The organism is Streptomyces sp. NPDC050743, from assembly GCF_044456925.1.
GTDB lineage: Bacteria > Actinomycetota > Actinomycetes > Streptomycetales > Streptomycetaceae > Streptomyces.
Window position 1 is genome coordinate 1 of record NZ_JBITGJ010000117.1, and the last position, 18,931, is coordinate 18,931.

Sequence of the window (18,931 nt, forward strand, 5' to 3'; positions counted from 1 at the left end):
CCGGGCAGGTTGGAACCCGGACGGTGCCGAGGGCGTAGGACCACCCGAGCCGCCGGCTCCGGTGGCGGCCTGAGCCGTAGATCCCCGCTCAGCCCTGGAGGGTGAGGAATCGCCTCCCTCCAGGGAGGGGAGCCTTCAAGCCCACGTCCTCCGACCTGCCCGCGGTCATGGCCACCATGATGTGGTTGGCCGAAGTGCAGGCGCCGGCCCTCGAGCTGAAATCCATGCCGCACAGGCTCCGCACGTACGTGTACGACCCCGCAGACCTCTCTTGGTTCGCTGGTGACAGCCTCCTCCACACGGAATGGAACCCGCACAACGTCCTGATGACGGGCGGCGGAGCCCTGTTCGTGGACTGGGGGTGGGCCTCCATCATGGACGTACCGCCTCCGCGATGGCCGGCAGGGCGAGATAGCAGAGGTCGCGGTACTGGCGGTCGGCCCACGCGTCCGCGTGCGGCCAGGCCGACGTCTTCACCACCACCACGCGCCGGGCCCGGTCGACGTACACGAACTGCCCGCGCATCCCGTCTGCGGTCACTTGTTGCCCGGCCCGGTCCAGGGGCCACCAGTGATGGCCGAATCCGGCGTGCGTGGTGATGGTGCTGGGCAGCCGGCCCGGCTCCAGGAACGGCCGCCACGGGCGAGATGCGGCCTCCACCCGGTCGAACGGCACGAGTTGCCGTCCGCGCCAGCTGCCGTCGATCTGCAGCCATCCGAGCCGGGCCCAGTCCCGCGCCGTCGCCGCGACCGCTCCCCCTGCCATCGCGACACCACTGGGGTCAAGGCCGACCACGGCGGGGCGTTCGGTGCCCAGAGACTGCCAGAAGCGGGAGAGATGGTTGGTGAAGTCGAGACCGGTGGCACGTTCGCGTACCCAGTCGAGGACGAGTGAGTCGGCGGTGCAGTAGCTGAAGCAGGTGCCCGGTTCGCGGGCGGGCCGCGTCCGGAGCACCTGTTCGCGCAGCTCACCGCGGCCCTCGCGGACGCAGGCGGTGAGCCGGGACGCGGGCGAGGTGGGGTCGCGGTGGTCCTCCTCCCAGTCCACCCCGGTGGTCATCGTGAGCAGGTGACGGACTGTCACTTCCTGGTAGCCGGTGCCTGCGAGCTCCGGCACATGGTCGATCGCGAACGCGTCGGTCTCCAGGTCCTTCACCTCGGCGACCAGCAGTGCGAGTGCCGACTTGGTGGCCGAGTTGCCGAGGAGGCGGTCGTCGGGGGTGATGCCGGGGGCGTACCACTCGTGGACGAGGGTTTCGTCCGCGATAACGACGAGCGCGGTGGTGTGGGTCAGGGACAGGAATTCATCGAGGTCCATGGTCCGTCCGGCGCCCGTGATGCGGGCCGTCAACGGCCGTACGTCCGTGGGCCATGGGGCGGTCGTCGCCGCGACCGGGACTTGCGTGGAGCAGGGGTACCAGCGCTGTGGTTCGACCAGGCGGTCGTCCCTCATGCACCCTCCCCCACGGGCTCGTCGGATCGCCCGGGCGTGTCCTGCAGCAGCTGTCGCGTGTATGCCGCCTGCGGGCGGTCCAGTACGTCGGCCGTCTGACCCTCCTCCACGATCCGGCCGTCGGCCAGCACGGCCACCCGGGTCGCGAGGGAGCGGACGAGGGCGAGGTTGTGGGTGACGAACAGCATCGACAGGCCGCGGCTTGCCCGCAGTTCCTCCAGCAGGGCGACGATCGACGCCTGGACGGAGACGTCGAGGGCGGAGGTCACCTCGTCGCAGATCAGCAGTTCCGGTTCGCAGGCCAACGCACGTGCGATGGCCACCCGTTGGCGTTCGCCCCCCGAGAGCCGGTCCGGGCGCAGGTCGTGCACCGCAGGTGAGAGCATCACCTGACCGAGGAGTTCGTGCACGCGTCGGGTGGCGGCCGCGCCGTGGGCCAGGCCGAACAGCTCCAGTGGCCTGCGGATGATTCTGCCCACCGTCATCCGGGGGTTGAGGGCGAGGTACGGGTTTTGGAAAACGTACTGGATCGCCTTGCGCATCTCGCGGCTGCGCCGCCGGGCGCCGGGCGGTACGGGCTCGCCCTGGAAGGCGACTGTACCGCGCCACTCCTGGTGGAGTCCGCCGATCGAGCGCGAGAGGGCCGACTTGCCGCTGCCGGACTGGCCCACGACGGCCACGCACTCGTTGCGGCCGATCTCCAGGTCGATGCCGTGCAGGATGGGCCGGGAGCCGTAGCTGGCGGTCAGGCCGCGCACGGTGAGCACGGGTTCGGGCCGGACGCCGGTGCCGGCCGGTGCGGCGACGGTGAACTCCAGGGGCTCGGCGCGGACATGGTCGGCGCGGCGGCAGCGGGCCAGTACTCCGTCGGTGCCGGCGGCCGGGTCGATGGTGAGGAGCTCCGGCTCCCGTCCACCGCACTCCGGCTCAGCGAACACACACCGGTCGTGGAACCGGCAGCCGGACGGTCGTCGGCCGGGTGAGGGCGTGCTGCCCGGGATGCCCCTGAGGACGCGTGGCTCGGTGACGCTGGGGACGGCCGCGAGCAGGGCCCGTGTGTAGGGGTGGGCCGGAGCTTCGAAGACCCGCTCGCGGGGGCCGAGTTCGACGATCCGGCCCGCGTACATCACCGCGACCCGGTGGGCGAACTCGGCGACCACCGCAAGGTCGTGGGTGACGTAGACGGCCGCTACCGCGTGCCGGGCGCACAGGTCGCGGACGGTGGCCAGGACGTGCGCCTGGGTGGTGACGTCGAGGCCGGTGGTCGGCTCGTCGAGAACCAGCACCCGGGGTCGTAGCGTGAACGCCATGGCGATGGCGACGCGTTGCAGCTGGCCGCCGGAGAGCTGGTGCGGATAGCGGCGCAAGAACTCGTCGTCGTCCGGCAGGGCGACTTCGGCGAGCACCTCGCGGACCCGGGCGTCGCGCTCGGCCGGGGTGCCCGCGTGGTGGACGTCGAGCACCTCGTGGATCTGGCGGCCGATCCGCATCACGGGATTGAGGGAGGCGGCGGGGTCCTGAGGGACGTAGGCGACCTCGGAGCCGCGGCGCCTGCGGGCCTCGCCCGGTGGGGCGCCCAGCAGTTCGCGGCCGTCCAGGACGACGGTGCCGGCGTCGATGCGGGCGCCGCGCCGGGTGTGGGCGAGCAGGGCGGTGGCGATGGTGGTCTTGCCGCTGCCGGACTCGCCGACCAGGGCGAGTATCTCGCCCGCGGCGACGTCGAAGGTGATGTCGTCGACGACGTCCGGACCGTGCCGTCCGAGCACGACGCGCAGGCCGGAGACGGAGCAGGAGGGGGCGATCGTGTCGGTGGTCGGGGTGGTCATGAGCCGGCTCCCTTGCTCGGGTCCGATCCGGCCGCCGCCCGGGCGATGCCGTCGGCGACGAGGTTGGTGCCCAGGGCGAGCACCGCGATGGCGAGGACGGGGGCGAGGATCGCCCAGGGCTGGACGGCGAGGGCGAGCCGGTTCTCGTTGATCATCAGTCCCCAGTCGGCGGCGCTGGGGTCGGAGGCGAAGCCGAGAAAGCCGATCGAGGCCACCAGGCCCACCGAGTACGTGAGGCGGAGCCCGAGTTCGGCCAGCAGTGGTGCCGACATGTTGGGCAGGAGTTCGGCGAAGAGGATCCGGGACCTCTTCTCGCCCAGCGCCTCGGCGGACTGGACGAACTCGCGCGTGGCGAGCCCGGTCGTCATGCCGCGGGTCAGCCGGGCGACGCGCGGTGCGTGCGAGACGCCCACGACCACCACGACCAGCCACCGTTCGGGGCCCGCGACGGACAGGAGCACCAGGACGAGCACGATCTGCGGGAAGGCGAGCACCACGTCGCAGACCCGCATGACGACCTCGTCCACCCAGCCGCGTGCGTACCCCGCGAGGAGGCCGGCCGCGACGCCCAGCACCATGCCGAGCATGGTGGCCAGCACGGCTGTGACGAGGACCCAGTTGCCGCCCGCCAGCAGCCGGCTCCAGACGTCCTGGCCGAGGTAGTCGGTGCCGAGCAGGGCGCCGGGCGCGGAGTCGGAGTACGGCGCTCCCACGATGTCGTTCTCGCCGTGCGGGGCGAACAGCGGACCGAGGGAGGCGGCCGCCGTCACCAACGCGGTCAGCAGGATGCCGACCCAGGTGCGGCCGGAGGCCAGGGCCCCGCGCAGTCGTGTGCGACGGACAGGGACCGGAACTTCGAGTACAGCGGCGGCCATCACCGCACCCCCGTCCGCAGCTTGGGCGTCACCACAATGGTCAGGACGTCGGCGATCAGGTTGACGAGGACGTAGACCGCGGCGATCAGCAGGGCCAGCGCCTCGATCACGGGTACGTCGCGGTTGCGCACGGCGTCGACCAGGGCGGTGCCGATCCCGGGGTAAAGGAAGAGGCTCTCGACCACCACGACTCCCCCGGCGAGCCAGGCGAGTTGGAGCGCCATGACCTGGATCGCCGGGACGACCGCGTTGCCGAGGGCGTGCCGGCCGACGGCCTTCCACTCGGGCACGCCCTTGAGCCGGGCCATCTCCACGTAGTCGCTCTCCAGCACCTCGATGAGGCTCGCGCGCAGGATGCGGGCGACGTACGGAACGACGGCCAGCGTCAGGGTGGCCACCGGGAGGACCATCACCACCGGGTCCGTCCAGGGACTGCCGGTCCAGGAAACGGCCACCGAAGGCAGCCAGGTGAGGACGACGGTGGAGAAGAGGGTCACCAGGAGGATGCCGATCACGAACTCCGGGAGCGCGGCCGTGCCCAGCAGGGCCACCTGGATGATGTGGTCGGCGGCCCGGTCGCGGCGGCGGGCCGAGTGGAGGGCGATCAGCGCGGACAGCGGGGCGATGATCACGGCGGAGGCCGCGACCAGGACGGTGCTGTTCACGATCTTGCCGCCGAGCAGAGTGGACACCGGCCCCTTGGTCGCGAGCGAGGTGCCGAAGTCGCCGGTGAACACGCCGCCGAGCCAGGAGAAGTACTGGTGCACGGCGGAGTGGTCGAGGCCGAGCTGGGCGCGGAGAGCGGCGAGGCGTTCGGGGGTGGCCGACCGGCCGAGGATGGCCTGGGCGGGGTCGCCGAGCAGATGGGTCGCGGTGAAGACGAGCAGCGAGATGAGCCAGAGGGTGAGCAGCGCGAGTCCGGCTCGGCGCAGCAGCCACAGGGTCCAGGCGCGAACGACAAGGGGGGCGTCGTCGCGTCGGGCGGACCCGGCCGTCGCGGGAAGCGCCGCGGCCTCAGCCGCTGACCGAGACATTGCGGAACTCGTAGTTGGAGAGCGGGAGATTCCGATTGGGCGTGAAGCCCGTGACGTTGCCGGCGTAGGCGTCGACCTGGTTCTTGAACCCCCAGATGATGTGACCGCCGCGCTCGTACTCGATCCGCTGGGCGGCTTTCAGAAGTTCATTGCGTTTGCTCGCGTCGAATTCGCGGCGGGCTCGGTCCATGAGGGTGTTGAACTCCGCATCGTTCCAGTGTGTTTCGTTGTACGGGGAGGTCTTGAGGGACCCGGCGTCCACCTGGGGCAGGTAGTTGCGGGTGAACCAGTAGTCCTGGGCGAAGGGCCAGCTGAGGTAGCGGTCGCCGTAGAAGGTGGCGGAGTCTGTGATACGGACCCTGACCTTCACTCCGGCGCCCTTGGCCTGCTCGGCGAAGAGCTGGGCGGCCTCGATGGAGCCCGAGCCGATGCCGCCGGAGGTGACGAGCTCCACGGTGAGGTGCTCGCGTCCGGCCGCCTTCAGCAGCGCCTTCGCCTGCCCCAGGTCCTGTACGCGCTGCGGGAGGTCCCGGTCGTGGGCGACGTCGAAGGGGGCGTAGAGGTCGTTGCCGATACGGCCCTGGCCGCCGAGGACCTGCTTGACCATCTGCGGCCGGTCGACGATGAGCCGGAAGGCCTGGCGCACCCGCACGTCGTTGAAGGGGGCGGTGTCCACGCGCATGGTGATGGGGTTCCAGGAGCCGGTCTCGGAGATCAGCACCTGTCCGCCCTGCTTCTTGATCATGCCTATGTAGGCGGGCGGAAGGTTGTCGAGGGCGTCGATCTGCGCGCTCAGCAGAGCGTTGATCTTCGCGGTGTCGTCGGGGAAGTCGAGGATGTGCAGCTCGTCGAGGTACGCCGGCCGCTGCCAGTAGCCCCCGAACCGGCTGAACGTGGACCGGTCGCCGGGCGCGAACGACTCGTACCTGAAGGGTCCGGTGCCGACCGGCCGCTTCAGGTCGAAGTCCTCGGGGACGATCCCGAGGCTGTACTGCGCGAGGAGGTCCTCGAGGAGCGCGTACGGATACTTCAGCGGTATCCGTACGGTCGTGGCGTCGACGCGGTGCAGGGCTTTCGCGTCGATCATCGAGAGGCTGGTGGCGCCGGCGGTGGGTGCCTTGGGATCGACGATGCGGCGGAGGGTCGCTATGACGTCGTTCGCGTCAAGGATCTTGCCGTTGTGGAACTCGACGCCCGGGCGCAGCTTCAGGAGCCAGGTCCTGCCGTCCTTCGACGGTTCGACGGACTCGGCGAGGTAGGGTTTCAGGCGGTATTCGGCATCGTGGTAGAAGAGCGGTTCGTACAGGTTCACCACGCGCGCCTGGTCCGGGTAGGACAGTGGGTTGTGCGGGTCGAGGGTGTCCTTGGCGCTGCCGCCGCTGACACCGACCCGCAGGGCGCCGCCGCGCACCGGTTTGCCGCTCGTGGGGGCCACTCGGGTCGCCGAGCAGGCGGTCAGCAGGCCGGCGGTCGGCAGTGAGGCGGCGAGGAGGGCTCCGCCGCGGAGGAGATCCCTGCGCGTCATCGCGTGGGGAGGGATATGGGTCTCAGGCATGGGCTGGCCTCGCCTTCGGATCGCGAGCCATTGTTCACATAACGCGATAGCCGCACGGATGATGAGAAGATAGGGAGGACGGTCAGGTAGGTCAAGGGGTAAATTCCTGGCCCGATGCCGCCGATCGCCCGGCGGGGACAGTCCGGGCGCCGCTCGGCGTCAGCTGTCCGAACCGCAAGAGCCGAGGGAGACAAGCGCATGTCGAAGGCCCCGCACACCGACGACGGCCGGCCCACCGCCCCTGCAGACGCATCCCCTCAACCCGCCGAGCAGGGCGGGGCCTCGGGCAAGGTCCAGTCGCTGGAGCGGGCGATCATCCTGCTGCAGGCGACGGCGGACAGCGCGCCGGACGGTGACACGGCCTCGAACCTGGCGGCGCGGTGCGGGCTCAACCGCGCCACGGCCTGGCGGCTGCTGTCCACACTCGAGCAGTTCGGCCTGGTGGAGCGCAGCCCGGTCACCAACCGTTACACGGTCGGCTTCGCGGTCGCCCGGATGGCGTCGGTCGCCGGCTTCGACGGCCTGATCCGCCGCGCCCACGGCACCCTGCGCCGGGTCAGCGAGCAGACCGGCGAGACCGCCGATCTCGCGGTGGTCCAGCAGCTCGGGCTGACCTACGTCGACGAGGTGAGCCCGCCGGTGGTGCTCGCCGCCAAGTGGCTCGGCCGGCAGGTGCCGCTGCACGCCACCTCGACGGGCAAGGCACTGCTGGCCTGGCTGCCCGAGGAGGAGGCGCAGTCGCTGCTCGCCGGGCCGCTGGAGGCGTACACGGACACCACGGTCACGGACCGCACGCGGCTGCGGGCCGAACTGGAGCAGACGCGCGAGCGCGGATACAGCGTCTGCGTGGGCGAGATGGAGCGGAACCTGTACGGCGTCTCCGCGCCGGTGCTCGGCAGCCGCGGCAGGCCCTTCGCGGTGGTCAGCATCTGGGGGCCGCAGGACCGGGTGCCCGAGTCGCGGTTCGCGACGCTGGGACCGCTCGCGCGGGCGGCGGCGGACGAGATCGCGAAGGCGGCTCAGGCGCTCTGAGAAGCTCCGGGCGTTCATGTTGTGCGATGCTCGCCCGCATTATGAAACCTAGGTCTTGAGGTTTCCGCCTCCGCGCGGCTAGGGTCGAGGTCTCTTCCGTCGCCCCCTGCCTCCGTCCCGAGAGGAACCGTCGCGACCATGAACCAGGACGTCATCATCACCTGCGCCCTCACCGGCGCCGGCGACACCGTGCGCAAGAGCCCGCACGTCCCTGTCACCCCCGAGCAGATCGCCGCCTCCGCGGTACAGGCCGCCGAGGCCGGTGCAGCCGCGGTCCACATCCACGTACGCGACCCCGGGACCGGAGCGCCCTCCCGCGACCCGCGCCTGTACCGCGAGGTCGTCGAGCGCATCAAGGAGACCGGGACCGACGTCGTCATCAACCTCACCGCGGGCATGGGCGGCGATTTGGTCATCGACCCCGAGAAGCCGCTCAGGCAGCTGCCCGGCACCGACCTGGTCAGCGGCCTGGAGCGGCTGGCGCACGTCGAGGATCTGCTGCCCGACATCTGCACCCTGGACTGCGGCTCGCTCAACTTCGGCGACGGGTCGAACCTCTACATCTCCACACCCGACATGCTGCGCACCGGTGCCAGGCGCATCCAGGAACTGGGTGTGCGGCCCGAGTTGGAGATCTTCGACACCGGACACCTGTGGTTCGCCAAGCAACTGCTCGCCGAGGGCCTGCTGGACAATCCGACCGTGTTCCAGCTGTGCATGGGCATCCCGTGGGGCGCACCCGCCGACCCCGGAGTGCTGCAGTCGATGGTGAACATGCTGCCGGACGGCGCCCAGTGGGCGAGCTTCGCGCTGGGCCGCATGCAGATGCCGTGGGTGGCACAGTCGATGCTGCTCGGCGGACATGTCCGGGTCGGTCTCGAGGACAACCTCTATCTCGGCAAGGGCGTCAAGGCGACCAACGCCCAGTTGGTGGAGCGAGCCGTGACCATCGTCGAGGCCCTGGGGGCGCGGGTCGCGACTCCCGACGAGGCCCGTCTCAAGCTCGGACTCAAGCCCCGAGGCTGAGCCGCGGGCCATGTCCCGCCGAGTGGTGCAGGCGATAGTGCGCTTCACCATCCGGCCCTCGGCTTGCGCCCATCTCTGCGGCGCACGCTGCCCGCGAAACGCCGCTGCGGAACGACGGGTGAGTCCCCGCCGACGGCCACACGGGACGCGACCTGCGAGTCCCGGTCTGTCGATCGGCCACACCACATGGCGGGACGCCATCGAGCCGCGTACCGCCAGTCCCCCACTTCAAGGAGCGTCAGATGACGGAGAGTTCGATCCCCAGGCCGCAAGACGTACGCCGTGTCGCATGCGTCGGCGCCGGAGTGATCGGCGGCGGCTGGGTCGCCCACTTCCTGGCCCGCGGCTACGACGTCACCGCCTGGGACCCGGCCCCCGACGCCGAGGCCCGGCTACGACGGCTCGTCGACGCCGCGTGGCCCGCGCTCGAGCAGCTCGGCCTCGCGTCCGGCGCGAGCAGGGAGCGCCTCAGCATGGCGGACACCCTCGAAGAGGCGGTGGCCGAGGCGCAGTTCGTGCAGGAGAGCGCCCCGGAGAAGCTCGGCCTCAAGCGCGAACTGCTGGCGAAGCTCGACGCGGCCACACCCGCAGGAGTCGTCGTCGCCTCCTCCACCTCCGGCTACCCGATGACCGACATGCAGACCGAGGCGGTCACCCCCGGCCGATTGGTCGTCGGCCACCCGTTCAACCCGCCGTACCTCATCCCGCTCGTCGAGGTCGTCGGCGGGGAGCGGACGGACGCGGAGGCGGTGCGCTGGGCGACCCGCTTCTACGAGGTGGCCGGCAAGTCCGTCATCACCATGGACCGCGAGGTCCCCGGCTTCATCGCCAACCGTCTCCAGGAGGCCCTGTGGCGCGAGGCCCTGCACATGGTCGCCAACGGTGAGGCGACCGTCCGCGACATCGACCAGTCCATCACCGAGGGCCCGGGTCTGCGCTGGGCGGTCATGGGACCGATGCTCACCTTCGCCCTCGCGGGCGGCGAGGGCGGTATGGCCCATATGCTCGATCACTTCGGGCCATCCCTGAAGTCCCCATGGACCCGGCTGGAGGCCCCGGAGTTGGACCAGGCGCTGTACGACGCGGTCGTCTCCGGCTGCGACGACTGCGCCGAGGGCCGCACGATCGCCGACCTGGTCGCCGAACGCGATCGGGGCGTCATCGCCGTCCTGCGCGCCACCGGCCGGCTGCCCGGGGCAGGGACCGAATGAGCCGGCCCCGCCTCCCGCTGTTCCTCGAGACCGTGCGCCCGGAGTGGGTCGACTACAACGGCCATATGAGCGAGGCGTTCTACGTCCTCGTCTTCGGTTTCGCGACGGACACCCTGATGGAGCGCACGGGGATGGACGCCGCGTACCGCAAGGACACGGGATGCTCGATGTACACGGTCGAGTCGCACGTATGCTATCTGCAGGATGTGCCGGTGGGCGCCCAACTCGCTGTGCAAACAAGGGTGTTGGGTGCGGTCGGGAAGAAGGCACGCTTGACGCACGAGATGTACCTCGTCCCGGACGACCCGGCGGCAGAGCCGGAGCCGGGCGCCGGCCCGATCGCCACCATCGAACTGCTCGCCCTTCACGTCGATCAGCAGGCCGGCCGAGCGACACCGTTTCCCGACGCCGTTCTCGAGCGGCTGACGGCGCTGAAGGAAGAGGCCCCTTCCTGGGTGGGCCGCTCGATCACGGCACTCTGAGGCAGGGCTCATGCGTTCTCAGCAGGTGATCTTGAGGAGCGCGGTGGCGTGCTCGGGGTGTGACCGATAGTGGCCGGCTGCGGCGGCGATGTTGGCCCAGCCGGCCTGACGCATGAACCGGGGCAGCCGCCACGCGGCTATGGGCATCATGATCGTGCTGGTCGGGCAGCTGATGCTCACCCTCGACGGCACCATCGTCAACGTGGCCCTGCCCAGCATCGGCACCGGCCTCGGCCCGTCCTCCCTGTCCTGGATCGTCAACGCCTACACCCCCGCCTTCGGCGGCCTGATGCTGACCGGCGGCCGGCCCGGAAACACCTACGGCCGGCTGCGCGTCTTCCTCATCGGCCTGAGCATCTTCACCGCCTCCCCCCTGCTCGGCGGCTTCGCCCAGACCTCCACTCTGCTGATCGCCGCCCGCGCGGCGCAGGGCATTGGCGCAGCCCTCGCCGCACCCGGCGTGCCCGCCCTGGTCACCACCAGCGCCCGCGACGACGCTGCACGCAACCGGGCCCTGGCCCTGTTCGCCGCCGTCGGTATCGGTGGCAGCACCCTCGGCCTCCTCCTCGGCGGCGTGGTGAGCGAAGTCGGCTCCTGGCGCTGGACGCTGTTCATCACCGTCCCCATCGGCATCGCCGTGCTCGCCCTCGCCCCGCGCTTCGTTGCCGAAACTCCGCGCAACCCCGGCCGCTTCGACCTCATCGGCGCGCTCTGCGCCACCGGCGCGGCCGTGGCCATCGTCTGGGCACTGACCGGCGCGCCCGAGCACGGCTGGACCTCCGCACAGACCATCGGCTCGCTCACAGCCGGCGTTGCGCTCCTGGCCGAACCGGCCGTCACCGAACGCCGGGTCACCCACCCGATGCTGGTGCCCGCCCTGCTGCGCGACCGACGCCGCCTCGGTGCTCTCGCCGTCACCACCCTGGTCTTCGGCTCCCAGATGTGCGACATCCCATGAGTTCCCCTGAGCCCTGCTGAGTCCTTGTCCCCGTGGCCAGGGTGTTCTGTCTCCTCGGGATGTTCTTCGAGTCGGTGACGTAACTTCAGGATTCTTGAAGCGTTCTCACTTCGTCCGATCGATCTGCGATCGGGGTGAAGGCGAGGAGGCTCGGGTTGGCGCTGGCAGCCGTACGCGACCTGCGCGAGTTCCGCGATCCGGTCTCGGCGGAGGAACTGGAGCAGTTCGAGACCGACGTGCTCGCCGGGTTCGTCCTCGCGCGGGCTTCGGCGGGGCTGGCGGACGGCACCATCCGCGGGGACGTCGGGCACCTGGACCAGATGCGGGCCTGGTTCGGCCGACCGCTGTGGGATATGGAGCCGGCCGACGCCGACGGGTACTTCGGGAAGGTACTGCGGGGCTCGCCAAGCGGCACCCGGCTGGCCCGCGCGCAGGCTCTGACCACGTACTTCCTGTTCCTGGAGCTGCGGCACAAGGTCGAGATCCACCGGATGACCGGGCGGGTCGTCGAGTGCCCGATCGACGAGATGAACCGCCCGCGGGGATCCAAGGACGCCGCCTTGCGGATCCCGCCGACCGAGCCGGAGATCAAGACACTGTTCACCGGCTGGGGCGGCGAGCTGGCAACGTGCCGCAAGTTCGCGCCCACCGCGCGGAACTACACCGCATCGAAACTGATGTCGCAGGTCGGACTCAGGGTGAGTGAGGCGTGCAAGCTCGATCTGGCGGACATCAAGTGGGACCTGGGGCGCTTCGGCAAGCTCCATGTGCGTCACGGCAAGGGCGCCCGCGGCTCAGGCCCGCGCGAGCGGATGGTGCCGCTGATCAACGGCGCCGACCGCACGCTGCGGTGGTTCATCGAGGACGTCTGGGGCCAGTTCGACGACGACCACACCCGACCCGGAGCCCCGCTGTTCCCCTCCGAGCGCAAGAACACCGACGGCTCCTCGCGCCGCGTCGGCGACGACGCCTTGCGCAACGGCCTGGCCGCCGCAGCGAAGACCCATCTGCCCGGCTGGGCCGACACGCTGACGCCGCACGTCCTGCGGCACTTCTGCGCGTCCGAGCTCTACCTCGGAGGCCTTGATCTGCTTGGGATCCAAGCGGTCCTCGGACACTCCTGGATCGCCACCACGATGCGGTACATCCACGTCCAGCAGACCCGGGTCGAGGACGCCTGGGTGTCCGGGCAGCAGCGGGCCGCGAAGCGGCTGGAAGGACTGATGGGATGAAGTGGAACCTGCGGCTGACCGCCGCGAACAAGGGGATCTGGAAGGCGTCCGAGCTCCAGCGGAGCCTGGCCGAGCACGGTTTGGTGATCTCAGCCGGGAAGATGTCCGGCCTGTGGTCCGGCCAGCCGGTCTCCCTCAAGCTGGAGGACCTGGACGTGATCTGTGTCGTGCTCGGCTGTGAGATCGGCGATCTGCTGATTCCCGAGCCCGGGAAGGTCAGCCGCCCAGGTCAGCAGGCTGGAGTCCAGGAAGCCACGACCGGCTCGGTGGTGGCCCCGGCCGTCGTGCCCAAGCGCCGCGACGGCCGTTCCCTGCCGCCTATGTGACCTGGCCACCATCACCATGGGGAAGATCAGCGAGAACAAGCCGGCGGCCTCCTGCTCGGGCTGTTTCGCCTGGGGCCAGCTGCCCGGCCGGTTCTGCCGCGGCTGCTATACCTACGGCCAGCAACACGCCGTCGGCGAGTGCGTCGGCTGCCGGCGGCAGGTCCCAGTCGATGACAAGCACGGCTACTGCCGCCTCTGTCGGGCTCAGGCGACCTGGGCGATCAAGGCCAGCGGCAAGGCGTCGGTGATCGAGCCGTACCTGCGACAGGTGACCTGCCAGCAGCTGTTCTTCGCGAACCTCCAGCGGCCCAAGAACGGCGGACCCCGGGTCGGCAAGGCCGGGCGGCGCGTCCGGAAGACGCTGCCGCTTCCCGAACCGCATCGCCTGATCACGACGGCAACGCAACTGACGCTGTTCACTGCCACTCGGGACTTCCGCCGGTTCGACCGGGAACTCCACGCGAACCTGGCCAACCCCTGGCTGGTCCGGGCCCAGCAGGCCGCTCGGGCTCTGGGAGAGGCCCGCGGCTGGAGCCGCTGGATCACCAGCGATGTGAACCGAGCCCTGGTCATCGTGCTGTCCGGCTTCCGCGAAGGTGAGTCGATTCGATACTCCGAGCTCTTCCCGGCCCTACGAATCCGTGGGCTTCCCGTCGTGCGGACAGCCGAAGTCCTCGACCGTCTTGGCCTGTTCGCCGACGACCGGGCCCCCGCCGTCGATCGGTGGCTGGAGCGAAAACTCGACGGCATGCCACCAGGCATCCATCGCGCCGTCGAAGCCTGGGTTCGCACTCTCCTCGACGGTGGCCCACGGTCCGAGCCCCGGTCCCGGCATACGACTTGGGCCTACCTGGGTGAGATCCAGCCAGTGCTGCTGGAGTGGTCCAGCCGTTACGACCACCTGCGAGAGGTTACCCGGGAGGACATCATCGCGGCCCGGGACGCTGTCACCGGCAAACAGCGCGAAAGCCGGATCGTCGCCCTGCGGTCACTGTTCCGGCACGCGAAGAAGAACGGCCAGATCTTCCGCAATCCCACGATCCGTATCCGTGTCCCCCGGCAGACCGGCGGTGTCCTCCAAGCCCTCGTCCAGGCGGACATCGACGAGGCCATCGCCACCGCCACCACCCCGGACATCCGGCTCATCGTCGCCTTGGCCGCCGTCCACGCGGCACGGCCGAAGATGATCCGGACGATGCAGCTGGACGACGTCGACCTGGGCAACCGCCGCATCACCGTCGGCGGCCACGTCCGCCCGCTCGACGACCTCACCCGTCATGCGGTTCTGGACTGGCTCGACCACCGGCGCAACCGATGGCCGAACACGGGCAACCCTCACCTACTGATCACCCAGAAGACCGCCGTCGAACTCGGCCCGGCCGGGAAACTCTGGACCACCCGAGCCACCCGCAACCTCACCGCCACGCTCGAACGGCTCCGCGTCGACCGCCAGCTCGAAGAGGCCCTCACCCACGGCGCCGACCCCCTCCACCTCGCCCTCGTCTTCGGTATCGACGAGAAGACCGCCATCCGCTACGCGGACTCGGCTCGGCAGCTTCTCCAGGCCGACCTCGAAGCCGATCCCGTGTGTTCGCCACGAACCCACGGGTCAACCCCCGAGAATGGCATCCCTGGACCCTCGGGTTCCCGCTGAAGAAGCTTCAGTTTCCGTGAACTCGCGGGGATCTCGGCCCCGGACTCCTATCTCTGACCCCAGCCGCAAAGTAGCGCTCAGGGCTTCGCGGGCGCGGTGCCTTTCGGGCTGTCGCGCTATGGCCTTCTCGAGGTCGAGGCGGCCATAGACCGTGGAGTGGGGCGATCTGCTGCCCTGTTGCGTGTCAGTGCAGTCCGCTGTAGGCGGCCATGATGATCTCCATGCCGCGGTTGTCGTCCTGATGGTCGCGGTCGATCATCTGGTTCATGACGTAGGCCACCGTCATGCGGGAGTCGGGGTCGCTGGCGACCAGCGAGCCGCCCCAGCCGCCCCAGCCGAAGGTGTTGCCAAACTTGCCGAAGCCCGCCGTCCAGCACATCGGGGTGCCCAGCACGCGGTCGGTGCCACGGAACACCTCCTGCCACGCGGGCTCGCAACCCTCGGGGGACAGCACCCGCACGCCGCCGGCCGACCCCTGGTTCGCCAATACCGACTGCACCAGGGCGACGGAGCGAGCGTTGCCGAAGCCGTTCACCGCAGGGATCTGCGCACGGCGCCAGGCCGGGGAGTTGGCGTCCTTGACCCGGATCGCCACGCCGGTGTTCTCTCGGCGGGTGCCATCCGGTCCAATGGGTGCGCTGGCGGCGTACTCGTCGGTCAGTGACGGCGGCGGGATGAGCAGTGCGACCCAGTGGTCATGCTCGGTGGGCAGCCCGATGTGGAAGTCCGCACCGAGCGGTTTGGCCACCTCTTCGGCAAAGAACTCGCCGAGACTGCGACCGGTGACGCGGCGGACGATCTCACCCACAAGGAAGCCGAAGGTGAGCGCGTGATAGCCGGCGGCCGTTCCCGGCTCCCATTCGGGCGCCTGCGCGGCCAGCCCTGCCGTCACGTTCTCCCAGTCGTAGAGCTCTTCGACGGTCGTCGGCCCGGACAGGTTCGGCAGTCCCGCGGTGTGCGACAGCACGTGCCGTACCAGCACGTTCTCCTTGCCGGCCGCGGCGAACTCGGGCCAGTAGGCGGCGACCGGCGCGGACAGATCGAGCTCGCCCCGGTCGGCCAGGATCAGCGCGCACAGGGCGGTCATGTTCTTGGTCGTCGAGTTCACGCCCGTGATGGTGTCGCGCTCCCACGCGACGGAGCGGTTCGCATCGGCGTACCCGCCCCAGATGTCGACCACCGGCTCGCCGTCCAGGTAGACGGCCGCCGAGGCACCCACCTCGTCCTTGCTGAGCAAGGCTGCCAGGGCTGCCCGGACAGCCTCGAACCGCGGCTCGCAAAACCCTTTAACATCAGTCATGAGCGTAAGCCTCATGCCAGGTCAGGGCTTCCCGCCCGACAATTCTCGCACTGGTTTTATCGGGCCGGGCGCGATCGAATCTTCTCTACTCCAGCAAGGGACCTGACGGCGCACGGTCGGGCCGTTGGCCAGGTCGACGCCCAGGTCGCCCCGCGCGGATGATCGCCGAGGCGCCGGGCGGGGCGCGCGATTCCGGCTTGGGTTCGGGTGTCGGCCGCTTTGGCTCCGCGGCCGCGTACGGCGGTGGAGACGCAAGAGGAGAAGGGACGGTTAGGCGTGCTGGAGCGGCTGAATCAGGCGCTGGACCGTCTGGAGGCATGTCTCGACCAGGAGGTCGACATGGCGGAGGTGGCCCGGATCGCCGCGGTGTCGGAGTACCACTTCCGGCGGCTGTTCTCCGCGCTCGCCGGGATGCCGCTGCCGGTCTACGTGCGGCGGCGGCGGATGACGCTCGCCGGGGCGGAGGTGCTGGCCGGGGAGCTGACGCTGCTCGACATCGCGGTCCGGTACGGGTACAGCTCGGGCGAGGCGTTCGCCCGGGCCTTCCGGTCGGTGCACGGCATCGGGCCGGGCGAGGCCCGGCGCACGGGCGCGGTGCTCACCGCGCAGCCGCGCATGTCGTTCCGTGTGGTCGTGGAGGGCAGTACGACCATGCGCTACCGGATCGTGGAGAAGGAGTCGTTTCGGGTCATCGGCAAGAAGGCCCGGCTCCCACTCGTACCGGAGGGGCTCAACACGGCCGCCGTGGCGCACCTGGAGAGCCTGGACAAGCTGGCGATCGTGCGGATGAAGGAGCTGGCCGGCCAGGAGCCGGATGGGATCTTGTCGGCGGTGGTTTACCTGACCGACAGCCGGGAAGAGGGCGCCGAGGCGGACTACTGGATCGGCGTGGTGACCGGTCCCGAGACGGCCGCCGAGGATCTCGACGCCCTCGACGTACCGGCCGGGACCTGGGCAGTCTTCGACAACCACGGACCCTACCCGAGCGCCCTCCAGGAGCTGTGGCGAGACGTGTTCACGCAATGGTTCCCCTCCAACCCGTACACGAGCCGGACAGGTCCGGAGCTCCTGCGGACACAGCCGGTGAAGGTCGGCGCGGAGACCGACTCCCAGCTGTGGATCCCGGTCGAGCGGAGCAGCAAAAGCTCCGAAGGATGAGAGCCGGTAGCTGTTCCCCGAAGTCGTCGTTCAGACGCCAGCCGCAGAGTTGCGATCAGGATCTCGTAGCCACGACTTTCCTCGGCTGTCGGGGAACGGTCTTCTCGCGGTCGAGGTGGCCGTAGACCGTGGAGCGGGGCACGCCGAACAGGTCGGCGATCTGCTGGACGGTCTTCTCGCGGGCGTCGTAGAGCTGCTGGGCAAGCGCGGCCTGGTCCTCGGTGAGGCTGGGGCGCCGGCCGCCCTTGCGGCCGCGGGCCCGGGCGGCGGCGAGGCCGTCCATCGTGTTGGCCACGATGAGCTCGCGCTGGAGCTCGGCCAGTACTGACAGCATGCCGCACATCGCGCGGCCCTCCACCGTGGAGGTGTCGATCCCCTGCTCGATCACGTGCAGCCCAATGCTTCGCTCGCGCAGGTCGGCGCCGAGGGCGACCAGGTGGAGGACGGAGCGGGAGAGCCGATCAAGCCGGGTGATCTTGAGCGTGTCGCCCCGCCGCAGCAGCTGGAGCACGAGGTCGAGCTTCGGACGAGACGCCTTCGTGCCGCTCGCGATGTCGATGTGGATCTCGCTCCGCTCAACCCCGTGCCGCAAGAGGGCGTCGATCTGATGGTCGAGATTCCGGTCGGCGGTCGAGACCCGCGCGTAGCCGAAGAGCATGCGTCGGAATCTACCTCGGCCTCGGGGAACATCGGTACAGCGGTTAACGCTAAGCCGGTGATCATGGTCAGGCTGGGGCTCCGAGGGTGCTGACGCGGTTCTCGTACTCGCGGCGGGCCTTGCGCTGGGGTGCCGGTAAGAACCGTGTCACCGATCCTGCTGGCTTTAAGTCCGCGGCCAGAGCGACTGAGGCTGTAGAGGGCAGGTCTTGTTCGACCCATACGCACTTGCCCCCCGTTGAGGAGCGGCAGCCCCACCTGCGGCACAACTGGGCGATCATCAACAGGCCTCGGCCGTTCTCGTCGACGATGCGGGCATGGCGCAGTCGGGGGTAGGAGCCTCCACTGTCGAATACTTCGCAGGTCAGGACTTGGTGTTGGATGAGGCGGAGGCGGATCGGGCCGGCGCCGTGGCGGATGGCGTTGGTGACCAGTTCGCTGACGACCAGTTCTGTGGTGGGCACGAGGTACTCCAGTCCCCATGCATTGAGTTGGCGGGTGGTCAGGTGTCGGGCGGTGTGGACGGCGGTCGGCTCGGGCGGCAGGTCCCAGGAGGCGATCTGGGTCGCGTTGAGTGTGCGGATCCGGACAAGGAGCAGAGTGACGTCGTCGGATGCTGCCTGCGTCGGTACGGTTTCCATCACTGAGGAGCACAGGTCTTCCAGGGACTGGTCAGGCTGCGCGAGGGCGGCGCCCAGGCGGTGCATGCCGACGTCGATGTCCTCGTCACGGGACTCGACCAGGCCGTCGGTGTAGAACGCGAGCACGCTGCCCTCGGACAGTTCCACTTCCACGGCCTCGAAGGGGATGCCCAGCCCGACGCCGAGGGGGGCTCCGGTGGGGATGTCGGGGAAGGTGACCTGGCCCTGTGGATCGATGATCGCGGGCGGGAGGTGCCCGGCCCGTGCCATCGTGCACCGCCGGGTGGCCGGGTCGTAGATGGCGTACAGGCAGGTAGCGCCCAAAACCACGGGGAATTCGTCCGCTCCGTCGGCGTCCTCCTCGGCCAGTCGGCGGACCGTGTCATCGAGGCAGGCCAGCAGTTCGTCGGGGGGCATGTCCAGGTCCGCGAGCGTGCGGACGGCGGTGCGGAGCCTGCCCATCGTCACTGCGGCGTTGATGCCGTGTCCGACCACGTCCCCGACGACGAGGG

At 69.8% G+C, this 18,931-nt stretch carries 18 protein-coding genes; 9 read left to right on the plus strand and 9 right to left on the minus strand.

Annotated elements, in window-relative coordinates; genetic code table 11:
* Positions 1-372: 372 nt before the first annotated feature.
* Genes ACIBJF_RS45630 through ACIBJF_RS45650 form a run of 5 tightly spaced genes read right to left on the minus strand, consistent with a single transcriptional unit; the run spans position 373 to position 6,742 of the window.
* Positions 373-1,452, minus strand: a complete 1,080-nt coding sequence (locus ACIBJF_RS45630; RefSeq protein WP_399183374.1) for a serine hydrolase domain-containing protein — start codon at positions 1,450-1,452, stop codon at positions 373-375.
* Positions 1,449-3,278: an ABC transporter ATP-binding protein gene (locus tag ACIBJF_RS45635; protein WP_399183376.1), complete on the minus strand. Its 1,830-nt coding sequence runs from the start codon at positions 3,276-3,278 to the stop codon at positions 1,449-1,451. The genes ACIBJF_RS45630 and ACIBJF_RS45635 overlap by 4 nt, the downstream gene beginning before the upstream one ends.
* Positions 3,275-4,153: an ABC transporter permease gene (locus tag ACIBJF_RS45640; RefSeq protein WP_399183378.1), complete on the minus strand. Its 879-nt coding sequence runs from the start codon at positions 4,151-4,153 to the stop codon at positions 3,275-3,277. The genes ACIBJF_RS45635 and ACIBJF_RS45640 overlap by 4 nt, the downstream gene beginning before the upstream one ends.
* Positions 4,153-5,187 (minus strand): ABC transporter permease, encoded by a 1,035-nt coding sequence (locus ACIBJF_RS45645; RefSeq protein ID WP_399183380.1) that lies wholly within the window; start codon positions 5,185-5,187, stop codon positions 4,153-4,155. Before ACIBJF_RS45645 ends, ACIBJF_RS45640 begins: the two co-directional genes overlap by 1 nt.
* A complete protein-coding gene (locus ACIBJF_RS45650) occupies positions 5,168-6,742 on the minus strand; it encodes an ABC transporter substrate-binding protein (protein ID WP_399183382.1) in 1,575 nt (524 codons plus the stop codon). The genes ACIBJF_RS45645 and ACIBJF_RS45650 overlap by 20 nt, the downstream gene beginning before the upstream one ends.
* A 198-nt stretch (positions 6,743-6,940) precedes the next feature.
* On the opposite strand from ACIBJF_RS45650, the gene ACIBJF_RS45655 reads away from it, so the two are divergent.
* The 4 genes from ACIBJF_RS45655 to ACIBJF_RS45670 all read left to right on the plus strand — a co-directional run bounded on the left by ACIBJF_RS45655 (position 6,941) and on the right by ACIBJF_RS45670 (position 10,493).
* Complete coding sequence (locus ACIBJF_RS45655; protein WP_399183384.1) at positions 6,941-7,774, plus strand: IclR family transcriptional regulator; 834 nt, start codon at positions 6,941-6,943, stop codon at positions 7,772-7,774.
* A gap of 138 nt (positions 7,775-7,912) precedes the next feature.
* On the plus strand, positions 7,913-8,800 hold the full coding sequence (locus tag ACIBJF_RS45660; RefSeq protein ID WP_399183386.1) for a 3-keto-5-aminohexanoate cleavage protein: 888 nt from the start codon (positions 7,913-7,915) through the stop codon (positions 8,798-8,800).
* A 242-nt stretch (positions 8,801-9,042) separates the two neighbouring features.
* On the plus strand, positions 9,043-10,011 hold the full coding sequence (locus ACIBJF_RS45665; RefSeq protein WP_399183388.1) for a 3-hydroxyacyl-CoA dehydrogenase NAD-binding domain-containing protein: 969 nt from the start codon (positions 9,043-9,045) through the stop codon (positions 10,009-10,011).
* Complete coding sequence (locus ACIBJF_RS45670) at positions 10,008-10,493, plus strand: thioesterase family protein (RefSeq protein ID WP_399183390.1); 486 nt, start codon at positions 10,008-10,010, stop codon at positions 10,491-10,493. The genes ACIBJF_RS45665 and ACIBJF_RS45670 overlap by 4 nt, the downstream gene beginning before the upstream one ends.
* Positions 10,494-10,511: 18 nt before the next feature.
* Here ACIBJF_RS45670 and ACIBJF_RS45675 read toward each other — a convergent pair whose 3' ends face one another.
* A complete protein-coding gene (locus ACIBJF_RS45675) occupies positions 10,512-10,643 on the minus strand; it encodes a hypothetical protein (RefSeq protein WP_399183392.1) in 132 nt (43 codons plus the stop codon).
* Here ACIBJF_RS45675 and ACIBJF_RS45680 point away from each other — a divergent pair.
* From ACIBJF_RS45680 to ACIBJF_RS45695, 4 genes are all read left to right on the plus strand, one after another.
* Positions 10,642-11,451: an MFS transporter gene (locus tag ACIBJF_RS45680; RefSeq protein ID WP_399183394.1), complete on the plus strand. Its 810-nt coding sequence runs from the start codon at positions 10,642-10,644 to the stop codon at positions 11,449-11,451. The genes ACIBJF_RS45675 and ACIBJF_RS45680 overlap by 2 nt on opposite strands.
* A 155-nt stretch (positions 11,452-11,606) precedes the next feature.
* Positions 11,607-12,683: a tyrosine-type recombinase/integrase gene (locus tag ACIBJF_RS45685; protein ID WP_399183396.1), complete on the plus strand. Its 1,077-nt coding sequence runs from the start codon at positions 11,607-11,609 to the stop codon at positions 12,681-12,683.
* Complete coding sequence (locus ACIBJF_RS45690; RefSeq protein WP_399183398.1) at positions 12,680-13,009, plus strand: helix-turn-helix domain-containing protein; 330 nt, start codon at positions 12,680-12,682, stop codon at positions 13,007-13,009. Before ACIBJF_RS45685 ends, ACIBJF_RS45690 begins: the two co-directional genes overlap by 4 nt.
* A 16-nt stretch (positions 13,010-13,025) precedes the next feature.
* Positions 13,026-14,663: a hypothetical protein gene (locus tag ACIBJF_RS45695; protein WP_399183401.1), complete on the plus strand. Its 1,638-nt coding sequence runs from the start codon at positions 13,026-13,028 to the stop codon at positions 14,661-14,663.
* A 184-nt stretch (positions 14,664-14,847) separates the two neighbouring features.
* On the opposite strand, the gene ACIBJF_RS45700 is transcribed toward ACIBJF_RS45695, so the two are convergent.
* On the minus strand, positions 14,848-15,963 hold the full coding sequence (locus ACIBJF_RS45700; protein ID WP_399183403.1) for a serine hydrolase domain-containing protein: 1,116 nt from the start codon (positions 15,961-15,963) through the stop codon (positions 14,848-14,850).
* Between the two features lie 276 nt (positions 15,964-16,239).
* On the opposite strand from ACIBJF_RS45700, the gene ACIBJF_RS45705 reads away from it, so the two are divergent.
* Positions 16,240-17,121, plus strand: coding sequence for a GyrI-like domain-containing protein (locus ACIBJF_RS45705; RefSeq protein ID WP_399183405.1), 882 nt, complete (start codon positions 16,240-16,242; stop codon positions 17,119-17,121).
* A 55-nt stretch (positions 17,122-17,176) separates the two neighbouring features.
* Here ACIBJF_RS45705 and ACIBJF_RS45710 read toward each other — a convergent pair whose 3' ends face one another.
* The gene (locus ACIBJF_RS45710) at positions 17,177-17,779 is read right to left on the minus strand and encodes a recombinase family protein (RefSeq protein ID WP_399183407.1); all 603 of its coding nucleotides are present in this window, start codon (positions 17,777-17,779) and stop codon (positions 17,177-17,179) included.
* A gap of 67 nt (positions 17,780-17,846) precedes the next feature.
* Positions 17,847-18,931: SpoIIE family protein phosphatase (locus tag ACIBJF_RS45715; RefSeq protein WP_399183409.1), on the minus strand; the 1,085-nt coding region annotated here is incomplete at its 5' end.

What these genes read in the sequence shown, in the direction of transcription:
- ACIBJF_RS45630 (WP_399183374.1), bottom strand. Translation starts at nt 1,452, where the DNA reads ATGAGGGACGACCGCCTGGTCGAACCACAGCGCTGGTACCCCTGCTCC.
- ACIBJF_RS45635 (WP_399183376.1), bottom strand. Translation starts at nt 3,278, where the DNA reads ATGACCACCCCGACCACCGACACGATCGCCCCCTCCTGCTCCGTCTCC.
- ACIBJF_RS45640 (WP_399183378.1), bottom strand. Translation starts at nt 4,153, where the DNA reads ATGGCCGCCGCTGTACTCGAAGTTCCGGTCCCTGTCCGTCGCACACGA.
- ACIBJF_RS45645 (WP_399183380.1), bottom strand. Translation starts at nt 5,187, where the DNA reads ATGTCTCGGTCAGCGGCTGAGGCCGCGGCGCTTCCCGCGACGGCCGGG.
- ACIBJF_RS45650 (WP_399183382.1), bottom strand. Translation starts at nt 6,742, where the DNA reads ATGCCTGAGACCCATATCCCTCCCCACGCGATGACGCGCAGGGATCTC.
- ACIBJF_RS45655 (WP_399183384.1), top strand. Translation starts at nt 6,941, where the DNA reads ATGTCGAAGGCCCCGCACACCGACGACGGCCGGCCCACCGCCCCTGCA.
- ACIBJF_RS45660 (WP_399183386.1), top strand. Translation starts at nt 7,913, where the DNA reads ATGAACCAGGACGTCATCATCACCTGCGCCCTCACCGGCGCCGGCGAC.
- ACIBJF_RS45665 (WP_399183388.1), top strand. Translation starts at nt 9,043, where the DNA reads ATGACGGAGAGTTCGATCCCCAGGCCGCAAGACGTACGCCGTGTCGCA.
- ACIBJF_RS45670 (WP_399183390.1), top strand. Translation starts at nt 10,008, where the DNA reads ATGAGCCGGCCCCGCCTCCCGCTGTTCCTCGAGACCGTGCGCCCGGAG.
- ACIBJF_RS45680 (WP_399183394.1), top strand. Translation starts at nt 10,642, where the DNA reads ATGATCGTGCTGGTCGGGCAGCTGATGCTCACCCTCGACGGCACCATC.
- ACIBJF_RS45675 (WP_399183392.1), bottom strand. Translation starts at nt 10,643, where the DNA reads ATGATGCCCATAGCCGCGTGGCGGCTGCCCCGGTTCATGCGTCAGGCC.
- ACIBJF_RS45690 (WP_399183398.1), top strand. Translation starts at nt 12,680, where the DNA reads ATGAAGTGGAACCTGCGGCTGACCGCCGCGAACAAGGGGATCTGGAAG.
- ACIBJF_RS45695 (WP_399183401.1), top strand. Translation starts at nt 13,026, where the DNA reads ATGGGGAAGATCAGCGAGAACAAGCCGGCGGCCTCCTGCTCGGGCTGT.
- ACIBJF_RS45700 (WP_399183403.1), bottom strand. Translation starts at nt 15,963, where the DNA reads ATGACTGATGTTAAAGGGTTTTGCGAGCCGCGGTTCGAGGCTGTCCGG.
- ACIBJF_RS45710 (WP_399183407.1), bottom strand. Translation starts at nt 17,779, where the DNA reads ATGCTCTTCGGCTACGCGCGGGTCTCGACCGCCGACCGGAATCTCGAC.